Source organism: Streptomyces sp. NPDC037421, from assembly GCF_055602105.1.
Genome location: NZ_JBVJWV010000004.1, coordinates 272,218 through 298,581, shown reverse-complemented (window position 1 = coordinate 298,581; position 26,364 = coordinate 272,218). Strand labels below are relative to the sequence as shown.

Below are 26,364 nucleotides of genomic sequence, written 5' to 3'. Positions count from 1 at the left end.
TCAACTGAAAGTCCATTGCCGAGTTTTGCGTACAGAGCCAAAGTGACACTTATGCGGTGGCGGCCGGGCGGCTCAGCTCCAGTCGATGTCGGCCTGGCTCTCCAGCGGGGCCCGCTCCTCCAGGGATTCCGGTACCACCAGGGTGTCCGCGTCCGTCATCACGGCGGGGAAGCGGATGTGGGCCTGCTTCTGGACCTCCGCGACCTTGACCTGGAACACCCGGAACTCGTCCAGTTCCAGGGCTTCCGGCAGGACGATGTTCTGCGCCAGCAGGAAGGCCTTGGCCTTGAACGTGCCGTGTTCGGAGTAGGCGATGACCTTCCAGAACGCGCGCGGGAGCCGCACGCCGCGGAATTCCCGGTCGTCCTCCTGGAAGACCGGCCCGCCGAACACGCTGACCTTGAGGTCGTCGACCTGGACGTCCTCGAACACCGCGTCCTCCAGCTTTCCCCAGATGCCGCCGCGCAGGCTCTGGTTGAAGTCGTCCATCTGCGGAGCGATGTTGGTGTAGAAGAAGGAGTCCTTGTTGGCCCGCTGCGCCTCGGGCAGCGGACCCCAGCAGAGGTCCGCGCGGCGCGCTATGTGGCCCCGGTCGAGGCGGTTGACCTTGCCGCCCTTGTCCTTGTACAGGTCGTTGTCGACCTGGACCCCGGACGGCAGGCGCGGGTCCTTGAAGAAGTCCCTCGGACGGTCGAGCGCCTTGAGGGCGCCGCCGTCTATGTTCCAGGCCACCCAGATCGCGAAGCGCCGCGGCTTGCTCAGCGTCAGCGAGAAGTGGGTGTACGGAATCACCTCGGAGCCGTCGAGCAGTACCGCGGTGTCCTTGATCGACGGGTTGAGCGACGGCGTGCCGACCGGTACGGCGAGGAATCCCGGGTCGTACCCGGTCAGGGATTCCAGCGAGGCGGTGGACGGCGCCTCCAGGGTGACCTTCAGCTGCTCGAACACCGCGCGCGGGAAGCAGGCGAGCGCCCGGTCCACGGGATCGGATTCGTCCTCGCCGCCGAAGTGCAGGCCTGCCAGGACGTCCGAGGGCCTGCCCGAACGCGTCTTGAACATCCAGGCCGAACCGGAGTCGCCGAAGGTGCTGATCTCACCGCCGGCCGGCGGGTGGCGGGGGTCGGGGCCGATCTCGAAGCACTCGATCTCCTTCGTCCCGACCGGCGGCCCGTAGGGGACGCTGACCTTGACGAAGGGACGGGTCACGATCCCGTGGGTGACGCCGGTGGTCCGCCCGGACTTGACGACCTTGTCGCCGATGTGCGGCTCGCCCAGCTGCTTCGGCGTGACCCCGAGGCCGAGGATGTCGGTCTCGACGCCGCGGTCGGTGATCGTCGACACGGCGCAGTCGCCGACCGTGCCGAGGTGGGCGCGCCGCAGGGCGCCGAGGCGGTTCGCGGCGAAACGGCTGTCGTCGTCCGTGCCCGGCTGGACGATCTCGTCGCCCGCCTGGCCCTCCCGGCCGTTCAGGACGTGCCAGTTGCTCAGCATGCAGGTGGCGCCGTCGTTCTTGTCGAAGACGATGCATCCGAGGGTGCCGGCGTGCAGACGGACGCTCCCGACGCTCACTCCGGGACGCACCGGGTCGACGCGCTTCTGCCGTTCCGGCGTCTGGGCCTCGGCGACGACGAGGAAGTGCGGCTGGTAGCTGCGTTCGATCACGTCGGTGTGCAGCACGAGGCCCTCGCCGATGTCGATGGCCGGGGGTATCTCCGTGGTGCCCAGCGCCCGCATCCCCTCGGGCCGCACCTTCGTGTCGACCGTGAACTGGAGGGTGAGTTCCTTGGTCCGCTTCCCCTTTGCCGTCTCCTTGTAGCCGATGCCTATCGAGGAGATGTTCGGGTCCTTGAGGTACGCGGACCCGTGGGTACGGATGTACTGCTTGGCCAGGCCGATGAGCCTGTCCTGCCCGTCCGCCGACGTGGCGGCACGGGACTTGGCGGACGAACGCTTCTTGGCGGTCATCGGGGCCTCCTTCCGCAAAGGAGTCGGGTCCCCGAGTTGGTTGAAACCGAAGCGAACTGACGCGCCCCCAGCCACCGCTGGGAGGCGCCCCCGGCGAGCAGGCCTGGGCCCGCGCCGTGCGCGTGTACGTCCAGCCTACGGCCGGGCCGCCGGGCGGGCGCGCCGAGCGGCCCCGGGCGCTGTGCGTCACGCCGCGGGGCGCCCGGTACGGAGGTACGCGGGCGCCCCGGCAGAGGGATCGGCGGTTCAGCCCTGGGGGACGGCGCAGGCCCCGTCGGGCTCGCAGGCCTCGGCGTCGGGGGCCGTCTCCACGGTCTCGCGCCCGGCCCAGGCCTGCTCCAGCGCGCGGGTGAACACCTCGGCGGGCTGGCCGCCGGAGATGCCGTAGCGGCGGTCGATGACGAAGAACGGCACGGCGTTGGCGCCCAGTTCGGCGGCCTCGCGCTCGTCGGCCCGTACCCGGTCCGCGTAGGCGGAGTCGTCGGCGAGGACCTCGCGGGCCTCCGCCTCGTCCAGTCCGGCCTCCACGGCCAGGGCGAGCAGTACCCGGGGGTCGAAGACGGACCGCTCCTCGGCGAAGTTGGCCCGGAACGCGAGGTCGAGGAGCTGCTCCTGCCGGCCGCGGGCGGCGGCCAGGTGCAGCAGGCGGTGGATGTCGAAGGTGTTGCCGTGGTCACGGCCGTCGGTGCGGTACTCCAGTCCCTCCGCGCGGGCGCTGGCGGCGACGTGCTCCTCCATCGCGCGCGCCTCGTCGAGGGTGCGGCCGTACTTGCGGGCCAGCATCTCCAGGACGGGGGCGGTGACTCCCTTGGCGCCGTTCGGGTCCAGCTCGAAGGACCGGAAGACGACCTCCACCTCGTCGCGGTGCGCGAACTCGGCCAGCCCCTTGGCGAACCGGGCCTTGCCGATGTAGCACCACGGGCAGGCGATGTCGCTCCAGATCTCGACGCGCATGTTCCTTCTTCTCTCCAGGGACGGCCAATCGGTTTCCGGTTCAACCATCCGGGGTCGCGTCTCATTCCCCGGACGCCGGGCCGACCTCCAGCCAGAGCGTGCGGTGGGAGCCCGCGGGGGTGGCGGCCGGGTCGGGGCGCCAGCCGTGGGAGGCGTAGAAGGCCTGGGCGCGCAGGTTGTGCTCGTAGACCTCCAGGCGGACCCGCTCGATCCCGGCCCGCCGCCAGGCGGCGAGGCACGCCGCGTGCAGGGCGGCTCCGGTGCCCCGGCGCCAGTGGTCGGGGTCCACGTGGAGCTGGGTGAGGGTGGTCACGCCGTCGGCCGTGAGGAAGGCCGCCACTCCGGTGACCCGGCCGTCCCGCTCGGCGCACAGCACCTGGCCCTGCGCCGCCGGGCGGGCCACCGCCCGCGACCAGCCCTCGCAGGTGCGCGCCGACTCGGCCTCACCCGCGTAGGCCACCTCGGGGACACGGCCCCGGTAGTAGGTGGCCCTGGCCCTGGCGTGCAGGGCGGCGATGGCGTCGAGGTCGCTGGTGAGCGCGGTCCGGATCATGGGATGGGGAACGCGCCGGGAACCGTGTCGGTTCCCGGCGCGTCCGCCCCGTGCGCGCGGCGGCTACTTCTTCAGCCACGCCGCCATCATCTTCTGGGCGATCGGCGCGGCCAGCTTGCCGCCGCCGATCTCGGAACGGTCGGTGTCCGAGTTCTCGATCATCACGGCGACGGCGATCTGCTTGCCGCCCGCCTTGGCGTACGAGGTGAACCAGGCCAGCGGCGGGATGTTGTTGTTGACGCCGCGCTGGGCCGTACCGGTCTTGCCGCCCACCTCGGCGCCCGCAACCTGGGCGGGCTTGCCGCCGCCCTCGGTGGCCACCGTGCGCATGGCGTCCTGGAGCATGGAGGCCGTCTTCGGGCTCATCACCTGCTCCGTCTTCGGGTCCTTGAAGTCCTCCAGCACGTTGCCGTCGGCGTCGGTCACCGCGGAGACCATGTGCGGGGCGACGAGCTTGCCGCCGTTCTCGATCGCGGCGGTCACCATGGCCATCTGGAGCGGGGTGGCCTGCACGTCGAACTGGCCGATACCCGTCTGTGCGACCTGGTCGACCGACATCTTCTTCGTGGGGTACTTGCTCGGCGGGTTGGTGCGGACCGGGGTGTCGATCTGGGTGTTGAAGCCGAGCTTCTCCGCCATCGCCCGCATCTTGTCCTGGCCGAGCTTGGAGGCGAGCTCCGCGAAGACGTTGTTGCAGGACAGCTTCAGGGCGGTGCGCGGCGAGACGTTGTTGCAGGCCTCGTTGCCCGCCTCGCTGGGCAGCGGTGTGCGGGTGCCGGGGATGGTGTACGCGCCCGGGACGCCCGTCGGCGTGTCGATGCTCGTCACCAGGCCGTTCTCGATCGCCGCGGCGAGGGTGACCAGCTTGAAGGTGGAGCCGGGCGCCTGCGGCTTGCGCAGTGCCACGTTCTCCATGGCCTTGCCCTTGTCGGCGGACAGCTCGCCCCAGGCGGCGGAGTCGTTGGCGCCCGTGATCCGGCCCGGGTCGTAGGACGGGTTGTTGACCACGGCGAGGATCTGGCCCGTCGCCGGGTCGATGGCCACGGCCGCGCCCTGCTTGCCGTTCAGGGCGTCGTAGGCGGCCTTCTGCACGCCCTTGTCGATGGTGGTGAGGACGTTGCCCGGATCGGCCCGCTTGTTGGTGAGCATGTCCATCACCGTCTTCAGCCGGGTGTCCGAGCCGTTGAGGACGTTCTTGTAGACCCCCTCCAGCATCGTCGTGCCGAAGGCCTGGGAGCTGTGGCCGGTGATCGGGGCGTAGAGCGGGCCGTCCACATAGGTCCGCTTGTAGCCGAAGTCCTTGCCGCCCGTCTTCGTGGAGCCGGTGATCGACTCACCGCCCACGATGATGTTCCCCAGCGGGTTCTCGTACTGCCCGATGAGGTTGCGCCGGTTGTTCTTGTCGTCTGCGAGGGCCTGGCCTTGGTATGCCTGCACCCAGGTGACCCGCACCATGAGGGCCAGCACCATAAGCAGACAGAAGACCGACGCACGCCTGATCGTCTTGTTCATCCCCCAGAAGGACGTACCAGCGGCCGCACCCGTTCCGCTCTGCCCCGATTGTGGCCGGGTTCTCAGGCTTTCTTCATGATGAAGCCCCCCTCGTAGGCCGCTATGACGGCCTGGGTGCGGTCGCGGGAGCCGGTTTTGGCGAGGACCGCGGCCACATGGGTCTTGACCGTCTGCGCGCCCACGCCGAGGTGCTCGCTCACCTCCTGGTTGGACAGCCCGGTGGCCATCAGGCGCAGGACGTCGGCCTCCCGGTCGGTGAGCCGGGCCGCCCAGGCGGGGGCCGCGGGCGGGGCGGCCGCCGTGTGGGCGGCGGCCAGGGCGCGGACCGCCGCCGGGAAGAGCAGCGAGTCCCCCCGGGCGACGAGGCGGACCGCGCCGATCAGCTCGTCGGGGTCGGCCCGCTTGAGGAGGAAGCCGGAGGCGCCGGCGCGCAGCGCGTCGTAGACGTAGGAGTCGTTCTCGAAGGTGGTGACGACCACGATCCGGGGCGGGTCGGGCATGGAGCGCAGGATCTGTCCGGTGGCCCGGATGCCGTCGATCTCCGGCATGCGGACGTCCATGAGCACCACGTCGGGGGTCAGCGAGCGGACCAGCGGGACGGCCTCGGCGCCCGTGGCCGCCTCGCCGACGACCTCCATGTCGGGTTCCGCGTCGAGGATGACCCGCAGGGCGGTGCGGACCATCCGCTCGTCGTCGGCGACGACGATGCGCAGCGGCGGCCGGCTCATCGCCCGGCTCCGCCGGCCGCGGCGGCCGCGGAGCCGAGCGGCAGGACCGCGCGCAGCCGCCACCGGCCCTCGTGCGGGCCGGCCTCGACGCGGCCGCCGAGCAGGGCGGCCCGCTCGGCGGCGCCGCGCAGTCCGCGGCCCCCGGTGGTGCGCCGCCGCTCGCCCTCGGGGGCGGACGGCGCCTGGGCGGGCGGGTTGGTCATGGTGATCTCCAGTTCGCGGTGGCCGTCGGGTGTGTGGACGCGGATCAGCAGGGCGATGGGGCCCAAGCCGTGGCGCAGGGCGTTGCTCAGGCCCTCCTGGACGATCCGGTAGGCCTCGCGGGAGGCGATGGCCGGGAGCTGCTCCCAGTCCCCGGCCGGGCCGGGGTCCTGCTGGACGGTGACGGTGGTGCCGCCGGCCCTGGTGCGGGCCAGCAGCCCGTCGAGGTCGGCGGCGAGGGTCGGGGCGGGCGCGGCGTCGGCCCGGGCGGGGTCCCCGTCGCGCAGCAGGCCGAGCACCGTGTCGAGCTCGCCGACGGTGCGCCGGGTGGTCTCCTCGATCGCGGCGAGCGCCTCCCGTACGAACTCCGGGTCGCGGTCGAGCACCCGCCGGGCCGCGCCCGCCTGGAGGGTGACGGCGCTCAGGGCGTGCCCCACGGCGTCGTGCAGCTCTCGGGCCAGCCGGTTGCGGACGGCGAGGTCGGCGGCCCGTTCCTCCGCGGCGGCCAGCCGGTCCGCCGCTGTCGGTCCGAGGAGCACGGGTGCGAGCCGGGCCAGCAGTGCCCCCGCCGCGGCGGAGCTCAGGGCTACCAGGGCCAGCAGCCCCACCCCGAGGAAGGGGGCGAGGTACGGGTTCGCCTCGCTGCTGAACCAGCCCGCCCCGAGGGGTGCCCGGCGCAGGGTGGCGGAGAACGGCACCAGGATCAGCACCAGCGCCATGGGTGTCGCCGCGAGGCTCATCCCGCTGATCACCGCCCCGACCCCCAGGTGCAGGGTCCACCAGGCGGAGGCCCGCCATCGGGAGCCCCACGAGCGGGCGGGCCCGTCGGCCAGCAGGTCCCCCGGTATCCCGCACATGGCCCGCACGGCGGTCACCGACAGCGGCCGCACCAGCCCGAACAGCCCGGTGACGGCGGCCAGCGGCAGCGCGGCGGCGTAGGAGGCGAGGGTGAGCGGCAGGGAGGACAGGACGCTGCCCCTGCCGGCCACGACACCCACCCACACCTGGCTGAGGAGGAAGTACGGCATCAGCAGGGCGCCGCCGAGTATCAGGTACACCCAGCGCAGCCTGGCCCGTGCCCCCAGTGCCGCCCCGGGCAGCCGGCGCACCGCCGCGGTCCCGCTCATGTCCCTCCCCCTCTTTCCTTCCCGAGCCCCTCGTCCCCGTCCCTCCGGAGGCCTGCCGCCTCAGCGTGACCTGCGCGCGAGGAGGTGCCGGGTGAGCACCGCTCCCGCGAGCAGTCCGGTGATCATCTGGCCAGCGTAGGTCAGGTAGGTGACGGCGGTGGGCTGTTCGTCCGTTCCGAGATTCACTCCGAGAGAGGCGGTCAGCATCCACGCTCCCCAGCTCAGCGCCGCCCCCGAGCCGATCCAGGCGAGGGCCAGCGGCCACCGCGCCGGCATCGCGCCGCCCCGGGCCAGCAGCACCGCCCCGACCGCCGCGGCGAGCGCGCACACCCCGTGCGCCGCCGACACCACGCCCGTCTCCGCCGAGTACGCGGCCACCTGCCGGGCGGGCAGCCCGGCGCTCCCTCCGAACGCCCAGTACAGGAACGCCGCGCCCACCGCCGTGCCCGCCAGCGCTGCGGCTCCCGCCACCACCCCCGTGGGAGACGGGAGCCGCCGCTCCGGCGCGCCCTGCCGGGCCCCGCCCCAGCGCTCCCGCGCATAGGCGGCGAACAGTCCGGCGAGGGCTATCCCCTGGAGGATGAAACCGCCGTAGACGACGGTGAACACCCAGGGGTCGAGGAAGGGTTCCCGGGCCGCCTTCGCGGCTTCCCCGGCGCCCATGCCCAGGGCCTTGACGAGGGTCTGGGCCGGGAACCCGAGGGCTATCGGGGTGAGCAGGCCGGTGGCGACGTACGCCGGGACGACCAGCAGCCATCCCGGCAGCCGTCTGCCCCAGGGGCTGGTGAGCGCCAGTACGAGCACGATGACGGTGGCGTCCATGGCCAGCGTCACCGCGTTGGCCACGGTGATCGGCAGCCTGTCCGTCAGCAGCACGCTGCCGTCCGGTATCCCGATGTGGCTCCCGGCCAGCCAGGCCGTCTTGAGCGTCAGGTAGGGGACGGTGGCCGCCAGCGCGACGGCCCGCAGGACCCGCCGCCCGGTCCCGGGGCGAAGGGAGGGTGGCCGCCCCGCCCCGCCGGGGCGCGTCACGGACGTCGCGGCCGCTGCGCTCGCGCTCGTCGCGTTGGTCGCGTTGGTGGTGTCGGCGGTGTCGGTGGTGTCGGTCGGCTTGCCCGCGCGGACTGCTCGTGTCGTCGTCATGTCCCCACGGTCGCCCGCGCCGGCCCCCCGCCGCCTCCCCCACGAAGGTGAACCGCCTCCCCCGCACGGGGGAGGCGGTTCCCGACGAGGCCGTCACATGCGCCGGGTCACGACCGACAGCCGGTCCCGCGCCTCGAACAGCGCCGCCTTGATGGCCCGTTCGTGCTCCTCCGTCAGCCGCGCCACCGGCACCGAGCAGCTCACCGCGTCGCGGGCCGGCGTCCGGTACGGGACCGCCACGCCGAAGCAGCGCAGGCCGAGCGTGTTCTCCTCCCGGTCCACCGCGTACCCCTGCTCCCGCACCAGCGCGAGCTCCTCCACCAGCTGCTCCCGGTCGGTGATGGTGTGCTCCGTGACCGCCTCCAGCCGCTTCGGCAGCAGCGCGCGCACCTCCTCGTCGGTGTGCGAGGCCAGCAGCGCCTTGCCGAGGGCGGTGGAGTGGACGGGGAGCCTGCGCCCCACCCGGGTGAAGGGCCGCAGGTAGTGCTGGGACTGGCGGGTGGCGAGGTAGACCACGCTCGTCCCGTCCAGCCGCGCCAGGTGGATGGTCTCGGTGGTGTCGTCGGAGAGCCGGTCCAGGGCGGGCCGGGCCGCCGCCACCACCTCGTCGCCGTCGATGTACGAGCTCCCGACCAGCAGGGCCCGTACGCCGATGCCGTACCGCGTGCCGGTGGCGTCGGTCTCCACCCAGCCCAGGTTCACCAGCGTGCGCAGCAGCATGTACAGGCTGGACTTGGGCAGGGAGAGGTCGTTCTGGATGTCGGCGAGGCTGTGCAGGCCCGGCCGTGCCGCGAAGTGCTCCAGCAGCAGGACGGTGCGCACCGCCGACTTCACCGGCGCCGCCGTCGCGGGGACCCCCGGCTCGGCCGGGCCGGCCGTCTCGGCTGTCGTCATACGCCTCTTCCCCTCTGGTCGGCTCTGATCGCCTCTTGTCACCCGGTGGACGCGGAAATAGAGTCCGCAGCAGAAGTGATCATTCATCCACCGGAACGGCGTTCAGAATACTGAACGGTCCAGGAGGTAGCGGGCCATGGCAGCGACACCAGTCTGGAGTGTGGACCCCCGCACCGGGAAGCAGCGCGGACAGGTTGCGGTGGAAGCCACACCCGAGGACGTGGACCGGGCCGTACGCGCGGCCCACGCCGCCCGCGGGACCCTGGCGGACGCAGCCGTCCGGGCCGGCTTCCTGCGCACCGCCGCCGAGCTCCTCGACGGGGCGGGGCCGGCCGTGGTGGAGGCCGCCGACGCGGAGACCGCGCTGGGCGCCGGCCGACTCACCGGCGAGCTGGCCCGCACCACCGGCCAGCTGCGCGCCTTCGCCGACGCGGTCGAGGAGGGCTCCCACCTCGACGTCCGGATCGACCGGGCCGACCCCTCCCTCAGCCCGCCGCGCCCCGAACTGCGCCGCTACAAGGTGCCGCTGGGCGTGGTCGCCGTCTACGCCGCCTCCAACTTCCCGCTGGCCTTCTCCGTGCCCGGCGGCGACACCGCGAGCGCGCTGGCCGCCGGCTGCCCGGTGGTGGTCAAGGCCCACCCCGACCACCCGGCCACCTCCGAGCTGTGCGCCTCGCTGCTGCGCCGGGCCGCTGTGGCGTGCGGGCTGCCGGCGGAACTGGTCACCGTGGTCCACGGCTTCGACGCCGGGGTGGAACTGGTCCGCCACCCCCTGGTGGCCGCCGCCGGGTTCACCGGTTCCATCCGGGGCGGCCGGGCGCTGTTCGACGCGGCCGCCGCACGGCCGGTGCCGATCCCCTTCCACGGCGAGCTCGGCTCCCTCAACCCCGTCGTGGTCACCCCGGCGGCCGCCGCCGAGCGCGCCGAGGAGATCGGCTCCGGGCTCGCGGGCTCGGTCACCCTCGGCGTCGGCCAGTTCTGCGTCAAGCCCGGCCTGGTGCTGGTCCCCGAAGGCCCCGACGGCGACCGGCTCGCCGGCTCGCTCGCCAAGTCCCTCGGCGAGAGCGGCCCCGGGGTGCTGCTCGACCACCGGATGCGGGAGAACTTCCTGACCGGTGTCCGGGAGCGGTCCGCCCTCCCCGGTGTCACCGCGCCCGTCACCCCGGGTCCGGGCGGCGAGCACACCGTCGGCGCCGGCTTCCTGAGCGTGCCGGCGGCCACCCTGCTGGAGGGCGGCGCCCACGAGGTGCTCCTGGAGGAGTGCTTCGGCCCGGTCACCGTGGTCGTGCGGTACGCCGGCCAGGGCGAGGCCGCCGCGGTCCTGGACCGGCTCGGCGGGAACCTGAGCGCCACCCTCCAGCTCTCGCGGGCCGAGACCGAGGGCGCGCCCGGACCGGCCGCCGCGCTGATCGCGCAGGTCACGGGGCTGGCGGGGCGGATCGTGGTGAACGGCTGGCCGACCGGCGTCGCGGTGGCCCCGGCCCAGCACCACGGCGGCCCGTACCCGGCGGCCACCTCGCACTCCACCTCCGTCGGCGGCACCGCGATCGAGCGGTGGCTGCGCCCGGTGGCCTACCAGTCGGTGCCGGAAGCGCTGCTCCCGCCGGAGCTGCGCGAGGCCAACCCGCTGGGCCTGCCGCGCCGCGTCACCGGCCCCGCGTAATTGCGTTGCCGCCCCGCCTCCGGCGGGGCAGGCTGCGCTCCATGCCGAAGCCGCAGGGGTTCACGTACGAGGTGCACAGCGACCGCACCGTCCGCATCACGCACCGGGGGCGCGCCGCGGGCACCCTGCGGGGTGCCCGGGCCGACAAGTTCCTGGCCGAGGCCGAGTCCGGTGACGCGCAGCTGGTGATGGCCCGCTGGACCGGCGCCTACAAGTTCGGCAACGAGCGCACCGCCCGCGACCACCCCCGCAACCGGCGCTGAAAATCCCGCCGAGGGTAAGGGAACGGCAAAGCGGCTCCGGTCGTTCTCCGGGCATGACCGCTATGACCCCTGGTTCCAACCTGCCGCTCGACACCGTCCGCGTGACGGTGGACGTGGCTGCCCCGGTGCGTCTCGACGTGTCGGGGCTCCTGCTCGCGGCGGACGGCAAGGTGCGCTCCGACGCCGACTTCATCTTCTACAACCAGCCCTCCGGGCCCGGTGTCAGCCACCGGTCCGGCGGCGGTTCGGCGCCGGACTCCATCACCGTGGACACCGGCGCGCTGCCGCCCGGCATCGAGCGGATCGTGGTCACCGCCAGTCCCGACGCGGCCGGGCAGACCTTCCAGGGCATCGAGCCCACCGCCACCGTGCGGGACGCGGCCGGAGGTGCGGTGATCGCCACTTTCACGCCGCCGCGGCTCGGCCCGGAGACCGCCCTCGTGGTCGTGGAGATCTACCAGCGCGGCGGTGCCTGGAAGGTGCGCGCGGTCGGCCAGGGGTACGCCAACGGCCTCGCGGGTATCGCCACCGACTTCGGGGTCTCCGTGGACGAGGAGCCGGCCCCGCCTGCGGCGGCCACCCCGGCCGCCCCGGTCACCCCGGCCGCTCCGGTCGCCGCCGCTCCGGTCACCCCGCCGGCCCCCGCCGCGCCGCCCGCCCCCGCCCCCGCCCCCGTCGGCGGCGGGAAGATCAACCTCGACAAGGGCCGGGTCAGCCTCCAGAAGAACCAGACCGTGTCCCTGGTCAAGGGCGGCCGCCCGCTGCTCTCCCAGGTCAAGATGGGTCTGGGCTGGGAGCCGGCCTACGGCGGCCGCGACATCGACCTCGACGCGTCCGTCATCGCCTACGGCCCGCAGCGCAATTTCATCGACAGCTGCTACTTCGGCAAGCTGTCGATCCTGGGCGGCGCGATCAAGCACTCGGGTGACAACCTCACGGGTGACGGCTCCGGGGACGACGAGGTGATCGTCGTGGACCTGGGCCGGCTGCCCGCCGAGGCCACGGGGCTGGTCTTCACGGTGAACTCCTTCTCCGGCCAGAAGTTCACCGAGGTCGCCAAGGCCTACTGCCGGCTGATCGACGCGGCGAGCGGGGAGGAGCTGGTCCGCTTCGACCTGACCGGCGCCGAGCCGCAGACCGGGGTCATGATGGCCAAGCTCATCAAGCAGTTCTCGGGCGAATGGGAGATGACGGCCATGGGCGAGTTTGTGAAGTCACGCACAGTGCGCGGCATGGTCAAGCCCGCTTCGCAGGCACTCTGAGCAGGTGGGCGGGCATATGCCGAGACCATGGAGCCGCCGGGCGGCCTCCGGGTGATGGATGCCACGCGTAATCCGGAGGTGGCTGTCAGTGCCCGCCCGTAGCCTTGGACCCATGCAGAACACACTCCAGCCCGCGGGTCCCGCGCGCCCGTCCGCCGCCGAGGCGAACGAGGCGATACGGCACCTCGTCGAGACCTGGGACGGGGAGTGGCCCTCGGAGGCGTACGAGTTCCTGCTCGAGGAGTGGGCAGCGGCCTCCCGCGCCGAGGAAATGGCCGCCGTCCAGTAGTCGGTGTCCCGGGGCACAGGGGTGCCCCGGGGCCGCCGACCGGCGCCCGCGTCAGCGCGGGGAGCGCCGCCAGGGGCCGGTGATGGCCAGCATGATGCCCGGGTCCTGGATGTTGGCGTACAGGGTGCGCCCGTCCGGGGAGAAGCAGACCCCGGCAAATTCCGAGTACTCCGGCTTCTCGGCCGTGCCGATGTTGAGCTCGTTGCGCGCCAGCGGGTAGACGCGGCCCGATTCCGTGGCGCCGAGCAGGTGTTGCAGGCCCTCGCCGTCCTCGGCGATGACCAGGCCGCCGTACGGCGACACCGTGATGTTGTCGGGGCCGTCGTAGCCGCCGTCGGCGGCCGGATCCCGGTTGACGCCGATCAGGACGACGAGCCGGACCGTGCGCCGCTTGGGGTCGTAGAACCACACCTGGCCGTCGTGCGCGGCGCCCGGGCTCTCCTCGCGCGCGTAGGAGGAGACGAAGTAGGCGCCCCCGTCGGCCCACCACATGCCCTCCAGCTTGCGGGCCCTGGTCACCGCGCCGGCCGCGAACTGCTTGCGCACCGAGAGGCTGCGCGCGTCGCGGTCGGTCACCTCCACCCAGTCGACCCCGTACACGGTGCCGGTCTTCGTGGCGCGCGAGAGGTCGTCCACGAACCGGCCCTGGCTGTCGAAGCACTTGGCTGCCGCGAGCACCCCGGCGTCGGCGGCGAGGGTACGCAGCCGGCCGCGCCCGTGCCGGAAGCCGTGCGGCGGGGTCCAGCGGTAGAGCAGCCCGTTGGGGCCGGAGGCGTCCTCGGTCAGGTAGGCGTGGCCCTGGCGCGGGTCGATGACCACGGCCTCGTGGGCGTACCGCCCGAACGCCTTGACCGGCTGCGGGTCGCGGTTGGCCCGGCGGTCGTGCGGGTCGACCTCGAAGACGTAGCCGTGGTCCTTGGTCATGCCGTTCTTGCCGGCCAGGTCCTCGGTCTCCTCGCAGGTCAGCCAGGTGCCCCAGGGGGTGGCCCCGCCCGCGCAGTTGGTCGACGTGCCCGCGACGCCCACCCATTCGGCGACCTCGCCGCCGCGCCGGACCTCCACGACGGTGCAGCCGCCGGACGCGGCCGGGTCGTAGACGAGGCCCTCGGCGAGCGGTACGGGATGCGCCCAGCCGCCGCGCGGGCCCTTCAGCTCGTGGTTGTTGACGAGGAGGGTGACCCCGTGGTGCCCCTCGAAGGCGGCGGTCCCGTCGTGGTTGGACGGGGTGCTCTCACCGGATTCGAGCGTGGTGACACCGCTGCGGGTGATCACGCGGTAGGTGAACCCCGCGGGCAGGGCCAGCAGTCCGGCGGGGTCGGCGAAGAGCGGCCCGTAGCCGGGGGCGTGCGGGCGGCCGTGGGCGTCGAGCGCGTCGGTCCGGGGATCGTCCGCGGCGAGTGCCCCGGGGGCGGTGGCGAGGGCGCCGACCGTCCCGGTCAGTGCGACGCCCGCACCGGCGATGACGGTGCGGGCGGTGAAGTCTCTGCGGCTGAGGGGCATCGGGTCTCCAGGGGTGGGGAGGTGGTGCGCCTGACGTACGGTCGCAGGCGCACACGCTCCCGCCCGCACGTGAACGGCGGCTGAACTACCCGCGAATGCGGGCCGAGCCCTTGCCGGTCGCCGGAATGGCGGACACCCACCGCGGAATCGGCCTGTTGTGCACCTCGCCGAAGCCTCCCCCGCCCTCCCCGCAGGCCCCCCGGCTCCCCCGCCGGAACACCCGTCCGGGCGCCCGCCGTCCGCCGACGGGCGCCGCACGGGGTGCCGTGCGGGCGGCCTCGCGGGCCGCCGCACCGGGGTCAGGACTGCCGGGAGCGGGCCTTGAACGCGGCCTTCCGCGCCTCCTTCGAGGCCTTCTTGTCCGGGTGCAGCCGGCCCATGGCCTCCAGGACGTACGCGGTGGCGGGGTGCTCCACCCGCCACGCCTGCTCGAAGAAGCCGGTGTGGTGCTCCGTCAGGCTCCGCATCAGCAGCGGCAGCTCCTCGGTCTCCCCGTCCGCCGCGAGCTGCGCCGCGATCGTGTCCACCGTCAGCCAGAACACCATCGCCTCGTCCGGCGCCGGTACGTCGGCCACCCCGTGCTCGGCGAGCCAGACCCGGGCGAGCCCGCCGAGCTCCGGGTCGTCCAGGACGGCGCGGACCGCCGGCTCGGCCTCCGGCCCGGCCGGGGCGAGGGCCTGCTGGCAGCGCAGCCGGCGCAGCGGGGCGCCCTCGTCGTCACCGCGGGCGGCGGCCAGCAGTTCGGCGACGGCGTCCGGCAGTTCGCGTCCGGCCAGCCACTGCTCGATCTCGGCGTGGGCGGCGTCCTCCGGGTAGAAGGAGACGGCGTCGAGCAGCGCGTCGGCGCCCTTGTCGGCCAGTTCCCCGACGGCGGGGGCCTCGACCCCGGCTTCGAGCATCCGGGCGCGGACGCCGTACAGGCCGAGCGGGGTCAGCCGCACCATCCCGTACCGGGACACGTCCTCGTCGTCCTCCGGTCCCGCCCCCGTCCCTCCGGCGGCGTCGGCGGACTCGTCCGCCTCGGCGAGCAGCGCCTCGTCCACGGGGCGGTACTCGACCAGTCCGATCGGCTCCAGCTGCCGGAACTGGTCGTCGAGGCGCATCATCGCGTCCGACACCTGTTCCAGGACGGCGTCGGTGGGATCGCCCATATCGTCGGGCACGATCATCGAGGCGGCGAGCACCGGCAGCGGCACCGGGCCCTCGCCGGCGCCGCCGTCGGCGACGGTGAGCAGGTAGAGGTTGGCGAGGACCCCGTCGAGGAAGTCCGCTTCCCGCTGGGGGTTCCAGTCGAGGCGGTCGAAGTCGATCTCGCCGCCCGCGTCGAGGGCGTCGACGAGGTCGTCGAGGTCGGGCACGGCCGCGTCCGCGAGGACGGTGTCCAGGGCGGCGAGCCACAGGTCGAGCACGTCGCCGGGTGCGCCGCCGGCCAGCAGCGCGAGGTCCTCGCCGGGGGTGGCGGTGCCGTACTCGGGCTCGCCCGCCTCGGCGCCGTCGCCGCTGTCCTCCTCCGGCTCGGTCACGTCGACGAGGCCGGTGTCCACGGCGACCCGCCAGGCCTGGCTCGCGTACACGGGCGAGTCCTCGTCGGCGGCGTCGAGGCCCAGGACGGCGACGGCCTCGGGCAGCTGGTCGGGGGCGAGCTCGCCGCCGACGTCCACGCGGGTGTCGGGGCCGGACCAGCGGGCGAGGCGTACGGCGCGGGCGAACAGCGGGGCGACGAGGGCGTCGCGGGCCAGCTCCGCATCGGAGTGCAGCCGTACCGGCGGCAGCGTGGGGTGCGGCTCTGCGGACATGGGGTGGTTCTCCTCGGACGGGACGCACGGGGCGGCTGAGCGGTGGGGCGAGCGGGTCGGCGGCGTCCGGACGACGGGATGCCATCCGGCCGTGTGGCCGAAAACACACGCGGACGGGCCGTCAGGCCCGTTGCGGCGACCCAGCGTAGACGCAATCGGGGCGCACCCGGCGGCCATCACCTTTGGTTCATCCCACAGTCGGCTTCCGTATCCCCTGGAGGCCTTGACAACTTCCCTGGTCACCCAGGAAATTGACGCGCGTAGATGTACACGGGCCGTCAAGAGCCCGCACTTTCTCCTCCACACACCGGAGTTCCCGCCCATGCGCTCCTCGCATCCCCGTTCCGCCGCCGTCGCGGCCCTCGTCGCCACCGCCCTGGCCACCGGCCTGCTCGCGGGCACCGCCGACGCGGCCGAAGGCGCCGTGTCCGCCGATCCGATACGCGTCCACGACATCCAGGGCACGACCCGGATCTCCCCCCTGAACGGCAAGCAGGTCGCCGACGTCCAGGGCATCGTCACGGGCGTGCGCACCTACGGCTCGCGCGGCTTCTGGATCCAGGACCCGGACGCCGACGACAACCCGGCCACCAGCGAGGGCGTCTTCGTCTTCACCAGCTCCGTCCCGACCGTCGCCGTCGGCGACGCCGTGAAGGTCTCCGGCACGGTCGGCGAGTACGTCCCGGGCGGCGTGAACTCCGGCAACCAGTCCGTCACCCAGATCGCCAAGCCCACGGTGACGGTGCTCTCCTCGGGCAACGCGCTGCCCGCGGCCACCGCCGTCAACGAGTACTCCGTCCCCGCGGAGTACGCCCCCGCGGGCGACCCGGCGGCCGGCGGCAGCATCAACGGCCTGACCCTGGAGCCCTCCCGCTACGCCCTGGACCACTACGAGTCCCTGGAGGGCATGAACGTCCGCATCGGCACCTCGCGCGTGGTCGGCGCCACCGACGCGTACGGCGAGCTGTGGGTGACGGTGAAGGGCTGGGAGAACGCCGCCAAGCGCGGCGGCACCGTCTACGGCTCGTACGAGTCCCAGAACACCGGCCGCCTCCAGATCCAGCAGCTCGCGCCGCTCGCGCAGCAGCCCTTCCCGGTGGCCAACGTCGGCGACAGGCTGACCGGCACCACCGAGGGTCCCCTGGACTTCAACCAGTTCGGCGGCTACACGCTGGTGGCGCGCACCCTCGGCACGGTCAAGGCGGGCACCCTCGCCCCGGAGAAGACCAAGGCCCAGTCGCCCGGCGAGCTCGCGGTGGCCACGTACAACGTGGAGAACCTCGACCCGAGCGACCCCCAGGAGAAGTTCGACAACCTCGCCAAGGCGGTCGTGACCAACCTGGCCTCGCCCGACATCCTGGCCCTGGAGGAGATCCAGGACGACAACGGCGCCAAGAACGACGGCACCGTCTCGGCCGAGCAGACGCTGACGAAGTTCACCGAGGCGATCAAGGCGGCGGGCGGCCCGGCCTACCAGTGGCGCTCCGTCACCCCCGAGAACAACAAGGACGGCGGCGAGCCCGGCGGCAACATCCGCCAGGTGTTCCTGTTCAACCCGGCGCGGGTCTCCTTCACCGACCGGGCCGCGGGTGACGCGGTGACGGCGACCGGTGTGACGACGGAGCGGGGCAAGGCCGCCCTGACCCACTCCCCCGGCCGGATCGACCCGGCGAACCCGGCGTGGGCCGACAGCCGCAAGCCGCTGGCCGGCGAGTTCCTCTTCCGCGGCCGCACGGTCTTCGTGATCGCCAACCACTTCGGCTCCAAGGGCGGCGACGAGGGCCTGACCTCGCACCACCAGCCGCCGGTGCGCAAGTCGGAGGAGAAGCGGCTCCTGCAGGCGCAGGCGGTCAACGGGTTCGTCAAGCAGCTGCTGGCGGTCGACAAGAACGCTGCCGTGCTCGCGGTCGGCGACATCAACGACTTCGAGTTCTCCGGGACGGCGAAGGCGCTGGAGGACGGCGGCGCGCTGTACTCGGCGATCAAGTCGCTGCCGAAGGCGGAACGTTACTCGTACGTCTACCAGGGCAACGCCCAGGTGCTGGACCAGATCCTGACCAGCCCGTCGATCAAGAACTTCACCTACGACAGCGTGCACATCAACGCCGAGTTCGCCGCGCAGAACAGCGACCACGACCCGCAGGTGCTGCGCTTCCGTCCGTAACCCGGACCGCGGGGGCCCGGCCGTCTTCCCGGGCCGGGCCCCCTGCCACAATCCCGCCATGATCTTCCGCATCGCCACCCGCCGGGACCTGCCCGCCGTGCTCGCCCTGCTGGCCGACGAGGAGCGGGGCCTGGACCCGGCCTCGGTCACCGTCGGCGAGGAGCACGAGCGGGCCTTCGCCGCCATCGCGGCGGACCCGCGCAACGAGATGCTGGTCCTGACGGACAGTGAAACGGACGGGGAAGCGGTCCTGGGCTGTCTCCAGCTGACGTACGTCCCGGGCCTGGGCCAGGGCGGCCGCGAGCGGGCCCTGGTGGAGGCGGTACGGATCCGCGCGGACCGGCGCGGCGGGGGCCTGGGCGCGGAACTGATGCGCCTCGCGGTCGAGCGGGCCCGCGAGCGGGGCTGCGGACTGGTCCAGCTGACCAGCAACAAGCGGCGCGGCGCCGCGCACCGCTTCTACGAACGTCTGGGCTTCGCGCGCAGCCACGAGGGCTTCAAGCTGGTCCTCGAACCGTAGGTCGGGACTTTCGGCCCTGGCGTGACGCTGGACACACAGGGGCCAAAATCTTCCGGTTGTGGTGTTGAGTGTCCCCACGCCCGAACTTGCCCTCCTTGTACCCCCGCACTCCCGGGAGGACCGCGTGTTCCCGTCCATCTCCCTCGCCCAGGAAATCGGCCTCGCCGTCCTCGCCGTGGCCGCCCTCGTCTGGGTCTTCGGCCTGGGCCACATGCTGTGGGACAGCCGCTTCCACCACCCGGAGCCGGCCGCCTACGAGGGCCTGCCGGCGATCCCGGCCCAGCGCGGCGCGGACACGCACCCGATGGAGTCGGTGGAGCTGACCGAGGCGGAGGAGCGGGCCTTCGCGGGCCTGATCCGCACGATCGCCCCGAACTGACCGGGGGCGCCCCGCCCCCGGAACCCCCTGGAACCCCCCGGAACGCCCCTCGCCCTTGCGGTGCGAGGGGCGTTCCGGCGCGTCCGGGCGGCGGCGTCGCCCTCGGTTGCGGGGCCGGTCACGCGCGCCGATAGTGGGAGAGGCAGCCGCGCCTTGATCACCGGGGCCCGGGCGCCGGACGCGCGCCGCGGACGATCCGGCCGGCCGCGACGGCATGAGCCCCTGGGCGCTCCCCCTCCCGCTCCACACCCGGCGACCGGCCGGGTCACCCCCGCACGGCGCGGCGCCCTGCCGATCCCCTTCACAGGACCGAGAGGAGCACCCCATGCGCCCCATGCGCGAGAAGGCCCGGGTACGCCGCCTCCTGGCGACAGCGTCGGTTTTCGCGGCCGGAGGCCTCATGCTGCTGCCCGCGCCCACGGTGGCGCAGCCGGCCGCACCCATGGCCACGGTGGCCGACATACCGGAAGCCACGTACCAGCTCGTGAACGTCCAGACCGGCAAGTGCGCCACCGTCGCGGGCGGGTCCACCCCCGCCAACAACCACCCGCTCGTCCAGTTCGACTGCGACACCCACCCCTCACGCCGCTGGCAGGTGACGAACGAGGAGGACGGCGCCTTCCAGATCGTCAACGGACAGACGCGCAAGTGCGCCACCGTCGCCGGCGGATCCACCACCGCCAACAACCACCCCCTCGTCCAGTTCGACTGCGACGAGCACCCCTCGCGCCGCTGGCACATCACGAACGGCGACGGCACCTCCTTCCAGCTCGTGAACGCGCAGACGGGCAAGTGCGCCACCGTCGCCGGCGGGTCCACCACCGCCAACAACCACCCGCTCGTCCAGTTCGACTGCGACACCCACCCCTCACGCCGCTGGTTCCTGCGGCTGGTGGGCTGAACGGCTCCGCCGTGCCGGAAAGCCGAGTGCCCTCCCGCGTCCTGCGGGAGGGCACTCGGTGGTGACGTGGGGCGGGCGCTGCCCGCGCGGCGTCAGTTGTGGCTGTTCTGTCGTTCGTGCAGGTCAGCGGCTCAGTTCGGGCCGTGGGCCGTGTCGGGGCCGTGGTCTGCTTCGGGTGCGGCCCGGAAGACGCGATCGACGGCGGCGCGGGTCCTCGTCTCGCTCGCCGGCATCAGGTGCGTGTAAGTGCGGAGCGTGAAACTCGGATCGTGATGGCCGAGGTATTCGCTCAGTGCCTTGATACTCTCCCCCGCGTCCAGGAGGACGGACGCGTAGAAGTGCCGAAGGGCGTGCATTCCGTTCTCGCGCCCCGCTTCGACCCCGGCCTTTTGAAGGGCCGGACGCCACACTCGTTCGTTGAAGCGGTTCCGGTGCGGAGGCTTCGCATTCGGACCCATGAAGAGGAGTTCCGCCGTGACGGGCGCCCCGTCCGGCATCTTCCACGGCAACGAAGTCGCGGCCGGCGCGTGGCGGGTGATGTGCGCGGCAAGTGCGAAGGCCACCGATTCCGGCAGGGGGACGTGCCGCTCCTTGCCGCCCTTCGGCGGGGCGAACACCATCTGGGTACCTCGAATCAGCTTGACCTGCCGGACCACGCGAACGATGCCGCTGAGGAAGTCGACGTCCTCGACTGCCAGGCCGAAGATCTCTCCCTGCCGCAGCCCGCAGCCCGCGCCGAGGGCGACCATCTCCTGATACTGCTGCGGCAGGGCTTCGTGCACGGCCATCACCCGGTCGACAGTCCAGGGCTTCACCTTGCGCGGGTCGATCCGCGGGGCCCGGACGGACCGTGCCCGGCACGGGTTCTCCGCGATGATCCGGTCCTCCACTGCGGCGGTGAAGACGGCGGAGACGTTCGCGAAGATCGAGCGGCGGTAGGAGGCTGCGCGGCCGGTGGCCTCCAGCTCCCGCATCCAGGCCCGCAGGTGTGAGGGGCGGAAGGACGCCATGGGCCGGTCGCCGAGGTGGGGCAGCGCGTGCACGCGGAGCCGGATCTCGACGCTCTCGCGGGTCACGGGGTCGATGGTCAGCGCCGCCATCCACCCCTTCACGTACTGGGCGAAGGTCACCGCGCCGGCCGCCGGGTCGATGTACCGACCTTGGGACATGTCGGCTTCGATGTTCGCGAGCCAGGCGTCTGCCTTGCGCTTCTGGCGGTCCGGGAACGAACGGCTCTTCTCCGAGCCGTCGGGGCCGATGTACCGGGCGCGGTAGCGGAGGCCGACCCCGAAGCGGTCCGTCTTCACCTTCACCGACTTGCCGTCCGGGCCCGGTTCGGTCTTGTACCAGCGGTCTTGGACATGTCCGGCCATCAGGCGGCCCTTTCCATCAGAGAGTGGACCCAGAGGCGAACGTCCTCCGGGTCGTAGCGGAGGTGCCGACCGACCTTGAAGCCGCGCGGGCCGGTGCCCTTGCGCCGCCACTGGTAGACGGTTTCGAGGGGGATGCCGAGCAGATCGGCCAAGTCCACCGGGGTGAGGTACCGGGTGGGCAGTGCGCGCTTCATACGGCCGTCTCCCAGTCGTCGGAGCTCAGTTCGGAGAGTGCTTCGCGGGCGGTGTCTCGGTTGGTTCGGATGTCGCGGGCGATGGTCTGGGCGAGCCAGGACTCGCCGGGGGTGTGTCCGTGTCCGGCGTAGGTCCAGTGGGCGAGGACGAGCGTGGAGCCCTCCGGGGTGTCGTCGGGGTCGGGAAGTCCGCGTTCCCGGCGTTCCTGGGCGGCGCGGTAGTCGGCGCGGGTCTGGCGGAGGGTGCCGAGGGTGGTGGAGTAGGCGCGGGACTTGGTGGAGAAGTGGCCGCGGAAGCCGAGCATGTGCGACCAGTGGGCGAGGAGCCGGTCCGGGTAGGCGGAGTCGAGTGCCCAGCAGGCTTCGATGAGGCGGCGGGTGTGGGCGGGCAGGTGGAGCTTGTCCAGTTCGGCGAGTTCGCCGATGCGGCGGTCGGCGGTGCCGGTGGTCTCTGCGGCCTTGGTGGCGTACTTCGCCACGTAGGAGGCCACCGCGGCTTCGGTCAGGTCCTCGTGCCCGAGCCCACCGATCGGCTGGACGTCCACCTGTGTGCCCCAGCCGAGGGTGCGGGCGGGGAAACCTGCGGAGGCGGGGATGCTCACGGCGACTCGGCCGGCGGCGGCCCGGATCGCGTCGTCCAGCAGCGCGACGCAGGCCCAGGCGGGTGGAGGAGTCTGCGGTCCGTCCGGTCCGTCGAGGCGTATGACGGTGTGGAAGTGGACCGCTCCGCGCTTCTGGAACTCGGCGACCTTCCCGAAGGAGACCCGGCAGGACTCCTTCAAGGCCGTCTGCGTGATCCCGGCACGGGCGGCGATCTCGCGGCGCAGGTAGATCGTGAAGCGCTGCCAGAGCTGACCGGCGTGGTTGTTCCAGAGCACCGCGCCCGCGTAGTCGTACCGCTCCGGGTTCAGGGCCGTGCCCAGGAGAGCGTCTGTCTCGGGGTGGGTGGTGCCGCAGCGGCAGCGGCCGGAGGCGGGGCGGTTGTGGACGGGGCCGAAGGACGGGGCGGTGAGGGTGGCGAAGACCCGGGGGTGGGAGCGGACCGTAAGGGGGACGTCCTTGCCCTCGTCGCCGGTGATCCCGGCGCGGATCAGGTGGTAGGTGTCCCCGGCGTAGGTCCAGGCGCAGGAGGGGCAGCGGGAAGCCCTCCGGTTCCCGCACGCGACCCGTAACCGGCCACCGGGTTCGTCGGCGGTCGAGTACGAGTACAGGACGTCCCCGGTGCGGCGGTCGCGGGTGACGGTGGAGCCGGACAGGTGGACCGGGTCCGAGCAGCCGCCGGTCCGGCGGACCTGTTCCTGCCAGCGGTCGAAGCCTGGCGTGGAGGCGACCCGCAGGAGATCGGCGAGGGTGAGCGGGTCGGTGCCCAGAGAGGCCGCAGCACCGGCCACAGCCTCAGGGGCGACGGGGAAGCGGGTCACGCGGCCACCGTCACGGGAGCCGGGGACACGGGTACGCGCGCGGTGAGGCGGGCGACGTGAGCCGCGTGCCGCTTCCTGGCGCCCTCGCTGACTTCGATCAACGCGACAGAGCGGACGGTGTGCTCGTTGAGGCCGGAACCCCCGCAGTACTCGCAGAAGACCAGCGCCGGATCAGCGTCCTCACCCGCCCAGCCAGAACCCTCACAGGCGGAGCAGTCGGCCCACGGACGCGAGGTCAGGAAGTACAGGCACTCAGCGGGATCGGCACACAGGCCCTCCAGGCACGCGGGGCAGGCCCCTAACGCCGACCGGCGGTAGACCACAGCAGAAGCAGGCATGATGGAAGCTCCCTTCCAGGGACGGGAGCGGCGGACTGCTTGGCGGTAGGGCGCCGCTCCCAGCGAGATATCTCTAACTTCTCTTGTGTTACCTAGATTAGTAGAGATGTCGAAGAGCACAAGCCCTCGGGGCAGACTTCTTTAGATCACTTAGATAACCTGGGTTTGTGACCGTGAGCCCAGATGATCCCCGCAGCGCCTACACGCAGGTAGCCGACGACCTTCGACGGCAGATCGCCAGCGGGGGGCTGAAGGCCGGCCAGCGGCTCGACACGAACGCCAAGTTGGCCGAGCGGTACGGCGTCGCGCCCATGACCGTCCGGCACGCGCTGGACATCCTTCGCGACGAAGGCCTGATCGTGAGCCAGCAGGGACGCGGGACCTTCGTCGCCAGCGACCCGCCTGCCGGTGGGACGCCGGAAGCGGCTTCGACCTTGGCCAGCGAACTGGCCGAGATCAAAGCCGCGTTGGCACTCATCAACTCCCGGCTCGACCGCCTTGAAGGGCACGTGGCCGATCTGCCGTGACGGCAGCGGAGAGCCGGTCCACCCGCTGCGCCGCCTCGGTTAACTGCTTCCGGATCTCGTGCAGCTCCACGAGTAACCGCGCTTTCTCTGCCACCCTCACGGCGACGGCCCCCTCTCCGTCCAGGCTGATCAGCTGAGCTTCATGTGCCCGGCCAGGCGCCGGATCTCTTCCGTGCGTGCGTTCCGGTTGGCGGACCGCAGGTCGTCCACGAGGTTCCGGGCGACGGGGCGATTGCGTACGTGCTGAGGGGCAACCGCGTCGGCACGGAGGATGGAATTCGCAGCAGCCTCGGCCTTGCCGTTCATCATCTGACCGGCGGCCGTGCAGACCCAGAAGTGCGACTGGCGCTCGCCGGAGGCGATGTGCATGACATCCACAAGTTCGGCGCGAGACAGGACGTCGCGCGGGTGACCTAGCTCCAGGCTGACTTCGACGCTGTGGATCTCGGCGTTCACCGCGTTGAACTGGGTCTGGAAGACGTTGCCGTCAGCGGGAAGATTGGCCGCGATCCGGCGCGCCTCGGCCAGGTGGGATTCAGCCTCCGAGCGGTCCCAGAGTCGCGACCATGCCACGGCGGCTCGAAGGTGCATGGCACCCCACAGGGAGCGGATGTTCTGGTCAGCGGTCGAGAGGTCCGGTTCCAGATCGTCCAGGGCCCGGAGTGCCATGTCCCTTGCCGCGGCTACTTCTCCTTCGTAGAGCCAGACACCGCAGAGGTCCCAGCGGGCAGCAGCCCGAAGCGCCGGCGACTCGGCCCGCTCAGCCGCGACCAGCTCACGCTGCACAGCGCTCCAGCCGAGGTCGTGATGACCGAGCAGGTTGGAGGAGACGCGGGCCATGTGGCTGGCCCGGAGCATGAGGGATTCTGCGCGGGCGAGGTCGTCGCCGTCCGCGATATCGCAGGCGACGATGAGGTCCCGCAGGATCTGAGGGAGGACATCCCCGAGTGCCGTGAACTTGGCGTCCTGGCGGAGTTGCTCGGCCGCTTGTACCCGGACCGCGATCTCCGCGAGGGACGGGGGTTCGACAGCGCCGAGGAGGAGCGCACCGCCGGGCATGGTGGCCTGCTGGAGAGCGAGGCGGAGCCCGGGAATTGCGGCGTGGCCCGAGTCGAGTTCCGAGGAGTCGTGGCGGTAGGGCTGGCCCGTCAGCTCGACGACCTCGACGTCGAGGACTTCGGCAAGCTGCCCGAGGACGCTCATGCGGTCTAAGGGGAGGCGCCCAGTCTCCACCTTCGACACCCAGCTGATCGAGCGCCCGACAGCTGCGGCCAGCTGCGCTTGATCCCAGCCAAGTCGGCGGCGTGCCCGCGCCACCCTTTGCCCCGTGCTCATTTCCGCCCCCACGATGGGCTCCCTTCGACTCTACGAAGGTACCCATGCCCCCAGGAGGGCACTGTCAGAAAAAGTGCCAGTGGTCGCACGAAGCCCCTTGGCCCATGGGCCTGTTACAGGTTTCTCTACCTCATCAAGGCGGCTCGCTCCGCTCGCCGCGCGCGTTCCCGGCTCACCGCCAGGCCCCGACGCTCCCCGCCTTCGGCGTCCGCTCTGGGCCCGGCTACGCCGGACGCGCGGCTGATCGAGCACGCCATAGGCGGGACGGTAGCCCATCAGGGCCGGGACGGGAACGCCTCCTCGGCTTTGCCGTGCCGCCTGAGCTGGGTGTTCGGAGCGAGCGAACCTCCGTTGAGCCGCTCTGTCCACAGTCTCAGGTGCACAGCCCGCCCCGCTGACTGCTCAGCTCCTCGGCCAGCCGTCGCGGCACGGTCAGAACAATGCCTCCGGCGGGGGCTCTCAGGCTCCGGGATGGAGAGGGCAGGCCGGCGGGTGCGGGTTGGTTGGTGGTGGGGGTGTGGGATGGGAGCTAGCGAGGTGTACTGGTAACTGTCCGCCAGGCCAGCCCCTTTACCACCACCCGGCATACATCAGAAAGTGGTACCCAACATATCCCGCGCGGTGTCGATAAAGGCGTCTCGCACATCGATCCGACCATTATGGTCGTTCACTCCCATATCCGAATCGCAACGCTGAGGAGTTCTATCGCTGGTCTCGTTAGCCTCGACCACGCCCAGCAAATTCGCCATGCTCCGCGACTCGAAGGCCATGATCCGCGCGGCCCGGGTAGCAACGTCGAGCGGACCTTCCAGCTCAGCCAGATGAAGCTTTTCCTGGAGGAGATTCACCTCCCTGACGACCTCAGCGTAGCGCCCGGACGACTCGAAATCGACGCATGGCGTTTCTTCCCAGGCGACCCTCATCGCCCGCTCTACGACTGAGTGCTGGTTCAGTACCGCAACATAGGCACTACGCCTCAGCTCGCGGATAGCAGCCGCCCGCTCTTCACTCACTTGCCCATGCTGGAGTAGCGCTTGAGACTTCAACTGCTGCTTACCGGCCAGGAATGCCAAAGTACCCGTAACGCCACTAGCGAGAAGGGTGGAGGTAGCAGTGATAAGAGCAACCCAAGTCGTATCTGTCACACGGTCATTCTCATGGAAGCGGAGATGCTCCGTGCCACAAGTAAGGTCCCTGGCAGGTCGCAGTCTTCACAGGAACCCACATCGTAGAGCGCCCTCCCGGGCCGTGGTGGGGCCGTGGGAGGGCGCTCGTTGGTGACCAACGTTGACAACTGGTGGCGGCTCAGCCGCTGGTCAGGGCGTTGGTCGGTTGCTCAGCCGCAGGTGAGGGCGGCCGGGC

At 71.9% G+C, this 26,364-nt stretch carries 25 protein-coding genes; 9 read left to right on the top strand and 16 right to left on the bottom strand.

The features are described 5' to 3' along the window. Window positions 1-72: 72 nt before the first annotated feature. The 8 genes from ACZ7IF_RS08990 to ACZ7IF_RS08955 all read right to left on the bottom strand — a co-directional run bounded on the left by ACZ7IF_RS08990 (window position 73) and on the right by ACZ7IF_RS08955 (window position 9,077). Window positions 73-1,965, bottom strand: a complete 1,893-nt coding sequence (locus ACZ7IF_RS08990; protein ID WP_470965330.1) for a DNA/RNA non-specific endonuclease — start codon at window positions 1,963-1,965, stop codon at window positions 73-75. 246 nt (window positions 1,966-2,211) lie between these two features. Beyond that, complete coding sequence (locus tag ACZ7IF_RS08985) at window positions 2,212-2,919, bottom strand: DsbA family oxidoreductase (RefSeq protein ID WP_470965327.1); 708 nt, start codon at window positions 2,917-2,919, stop codon at window positions 2,212-2,214. A 61-nt stretch (window positions 2,920-2,980) separates the two neighbouring features. Beyond that, a complete protein-coding gene (locus tag ACZ7IF_RS08980; RefSeq protein ID WP_470965324.1) occupies window positions 2,981-3,472 on the bottom strand; it encodes a GNAT family N-acetyltransferase in 492 nt (163 codons plus the stop codon). Between the two features lie 63 nt (window positions 3,473-3,535). Beyond that, complete coding sequence (locus ACZ7IF_RS08975; RefSeq protein WP_470965322.1) at window positions 3,536-4,984, bottom strand: peptidoglycan D,D-transpeptidase FtsI family protein; 1,449 nt, start codon at window positions 4,982-4,984, stop codon at window positions 3,536-3,538. A 62-nt stretch (window positions 4,985-5,046) separates the two neighbouring features. Then, on the bottom strand, window positions 5,047-5,712 hold the full coding sequence (locus tag ACZ7IF_RS08970) for a response regulator (RefSeq protein ID WP_470965319.1): 666 nt from the start codon (window positions 5,710-5,712) through the stop codon (window positions 5,047-5,049). Continuing rightward, the gene (locus tag ACZ7IF_RS08965) at window positions 5,709-7,040 is read right to left on the bottom strand and encodes a sensor histidine kinase (protein ID WP_470965317.1); all 1,332 of its coding nucleotides are present in this window, start codon (window positions 7,038-7,040) and stop codon (window positions 5,709-5,711) included. The genes ACZ7IF_RS08970 and ACZ7IF_RS08965 overlap by 4 nt, the downstream gene beginning before the upstream one ends. 60 nt (window positions 7,041-7,100) lie before the next feature. Beyond that, complete coding sequence (locus tag ACZ7IF_RS08960; RefSeq protein ID WP_470965314.1) at window positions 7,101-8,183, bottom strand: hypothetical protein; 1,083 nt, start codon at window positions 8,181-8,183, stop codon at window positions 7,101-7,103. A gap of 93 nt (window positions 8,184-8,276) precedes the next feature. After that, window positions 8,277-9,077 (bottom strand): IclR family transcriptional regulator, encoded by an 801-nt coding sequence (locus ACZ7IF_RS08955; RefSeq protein ID WP_470965311.1) that lies wholly within the window; start codon window positions 9,075-9,077, stop codon window positions 8,277-8,279. 136 nt (window positions 9,078-9,213) lie between these two features. On the opposite strand from ACZ7IF_RS08955, the gene ACZ7IF_RS08950 reads away from it, so the two are divergent. The 4 genes from ACZ7IF_RS08950 (at window position 9,214) to ACZ7IF_RS08935 (ending at window position 12,554) form a co-directional block, all read left to right on the top strand. Next, the gene (locus ACZ7IF_RS08950) at window positions 9,214-10,740 is read left to right on the top strand and encodes an aldehyde dehydrogenase (NADP(+)) (protein ID WP_470965309.1); all 1,527 of its coding nucleotides are present in this window, start codon (window positions 9,214-9,216) and stop codon (window positions 10,738-10,740) included. A gap of 41 nt (window positions 10,741-10,781) precedes the next feature. After that, window positions 10,782-11,003 carry a hypothetical protein gene (locus ACZ7IF_RS08945; protein ID WP_470965306.1) on the top strand — a complete coding sequence of 74 codons (222 nt, stop codon included), beginning with the start codon at window positions 10,782-10,784 and terminating at the stop codon, window positions 11,001-11,003. A 53-nt stretch (window positions 11,004-11,056) separates the two neighbouring features. Continuing rightward, on the top strand, window positions 11,057-12,265 hold the full coding sequence (locus tag ACZ7IF_RS08940) for a TerD family protein (RefSeq protein WP_470965304.1): 1,209 nt from the start codon (window positions 11,057-11,059) through the stop codon (window positions 12,263-12,265). Between the two features lie 112 nt (window positions 12,266-12,377). Beyond that, on the top strand, window positions 12,378-12,554 hold the full coding sequence (locus ACZ7IF_RS08935; RefSeq protein ID WP_470965302.1) for a hypothetical protein: 177 nt from the start codon (window positions 12,378-12,380) through the stop codon (window positions 12,552-12,554). A gap of 51 nt (window positions 12,555-12,605) precedes the next feature. On the opposite strand, the gene ACZ7IF_RS08930 is transcribed toward ACZ7IF_RS08935, so the two are convergent. Together ACZ7IF_RS08930 and ACZ7IF_RS08925 are read right to left on the bottom strand one after the other, a co-directional pair. After that, window positions 12,606-14,054 (bottom strand): alkaline phosphatase PhoX, encoded by a 1,449-nt coding sequence (locus ACZ7IF_RS08930; protein ID WP_470965300.1) that lies wholly within the window; start codon window positions 14,052-14,054, stop codon window positions 12,606-12,608. Window positions 14,055-14,353: 299 nt separating this feature from the next. Beyond that, entirely contained in the window at window positions 14,354-15,850 is a 1,497-nt protein-coding gene (locus tag ACZ7IF_RS08925) for a hypothetical protein (RefSeq protein ID WP_470965297.1), read from the bottom strand. Window positions 15,851-16,172: 322 nt separating this feature from the next. Here ACZ7IF_RS08925 and ACZ7IF_RS08920 point away from each other — a divergent pair, with 322 nt between their 5' ends. From ACZ7IF_RS08920 to ACZ7IF_RS08905, 4 genes are all read left to right on the top strand, one after another. Continuing rightward, the gene (locus ACZ7IF_RS08920) at window positions 16,173-18,014 is read left to right on the top strand and encodes an endonuclease/exonuclease/phosphatase family protein (RefSeq protein WP_470965293.1); all 1,842 of its coding nucleotides are present in this window, start codon (window positions 16,173-16,175) and stop codon (window positions 18,012-18,014) included. A gap of 58 nt (window positions 18,015-18,072) precedes the next feature. Next, window positions 18,073-18,534, top strand: a complete 462-nt coding sequence (locus ACZ7IF_RS08915; protein ID WP_470965290.1) for a GNAT family N-acetyltransferase — start codon at window positions 18,073-18,075, stop codon at window positions 18,532-18,534. Between the two features lie 124 nt (window positions 18,535-18,658). Continuing rightward, window positions 18,659-18,913, top strand: a complete 255-nt coding sequence (locus ACZ7IF_RS08910) for a hypothetical protein (RefSeq protein WP_470965287.1) — start codon at window positions 18,659-18,661, stop codon at window positions 18,911-18,913. Window positions 18,914-19,238: 325 nt separating this feature from the next. Next, a complete protein-coding gene (locus tag ACZ7IF_RS08905) occupies window positions 19,239-19,814 on the top strand; it encodes an RICIN domain-containing protein (protein WP_470965284.1) in 576 nt (191 codons plus the stop codon). A 131-nt stretch (window positions 19,815-19,945) separates the two neighbouring features. Here the strand turns inward: ACZ7IF_RS08905 and ACZ7IF_RS08900 are convergent, their stop codons facing one another. From ACZ7IF_RS08900 to ACZ7IF_RS08885, 4 genes are read right to left on the bottom strand one after another with little or no spacing between them, the layout of a single operon-like run. Next, entirely contained in the window at window positions 19,946-21,187 is a 1,242-nt protein-coding gene (locus ACZ7IF_RS08900; RefSeq protein ID WP_470965281.1) for a tyrosine-type recombinase/integrase, read from the bottom strand. Continuing rightward, entirely contained in the window at window positions 21,187-21,381 is a 195-nt protein-coding gene (locus tag ACZ7IF_RS08895; RefSeq protein ID WP_470965279.1) for a helix-turn-helix transcriptional regulator, read from the bottom strand. The genes ACZ7IF_RS08900 and ACZ7IF_RS08895 overlap by 1 nt, the downstream gene beginning before the upstream one ends. Further along, window positions 21,378-22,772, bottom strand: coding sequence for a replication initiator protein RepSA (gene repSA, locus ACZ7IF_RS08890; protein ID WP_470965543.1), 1,395 nt, complete (start codon window positions 22,770-22,772; stop codon window positions 21,378-21,380). The genes ACZ7IF_RS08895 and repSA overlap by 4 nt, the downstream gene beginning before the upstream one ends. Before the next feature lie 26 nt (window positions 22,773-22,798). Next, the gene (locus ACZ7IF_RS08885) at window positions 22,799-23,140 is read right to left on the bottom strand and encodes a hypothetical protein (protein ID WP_470965275.1); all 342 of its coding nucleotides are present in this window, start codon (window positions 23,138-23,140) and stop codon (window positions 22,799-22,801) included. 167 nt (window positions 23,141-23,307) lie between these two features. Between ACZ7IF_RS08885 and ACZ7IF_RS08880 the strand changes: the two genes are divergently transcribed. Next, window positions 23,308-23,667, top strand: coding sequence for a GntR family transcriptional regulator (locus ACZ7IF_RS08880; RefSeq protein WP_470965273.1), 360 nt, complete (start codon window positions 23,308-23,310; stop codon window positions 23,665-23,667). A gap of 129 nt (window positions 23,668-23,796) precedes the next feature. Here ACZ7IF_RS08880 and ACZ7IF_RS08875 read toward each other — a convergent pair whose 3' ends face one another. Together ACZ7IF_RS08875 and ACZ7IF_RS08870 are read right to left on the bottom strand one after the other, a co-directional pair. Next, a complete protein-coding gene (locus ACZ7IF_RS08875; protein WP_470965270.1) occupies window positions 23,797-25,002 on the bottom strand; it encodes a helix-turn-helix domain-containing protein in 1,206 nt (401 codons plus the stop codon). Between the two features lie 590 nt (window positions 25,003-25,592). Continuing rightward, on the bottom strand, window positions 25,593-26,147 hold the full coding sequence (locus ACZ7IF_RS08870; protein ID WP_470965267.1) for a hypothetical protein: 555 nt from the start codon (window positions 26,145-26,147) through the stop codon (window positions 25,593-25,595). Window positions 26,148-26,364 lie beyond the last annotated feature (217 nt).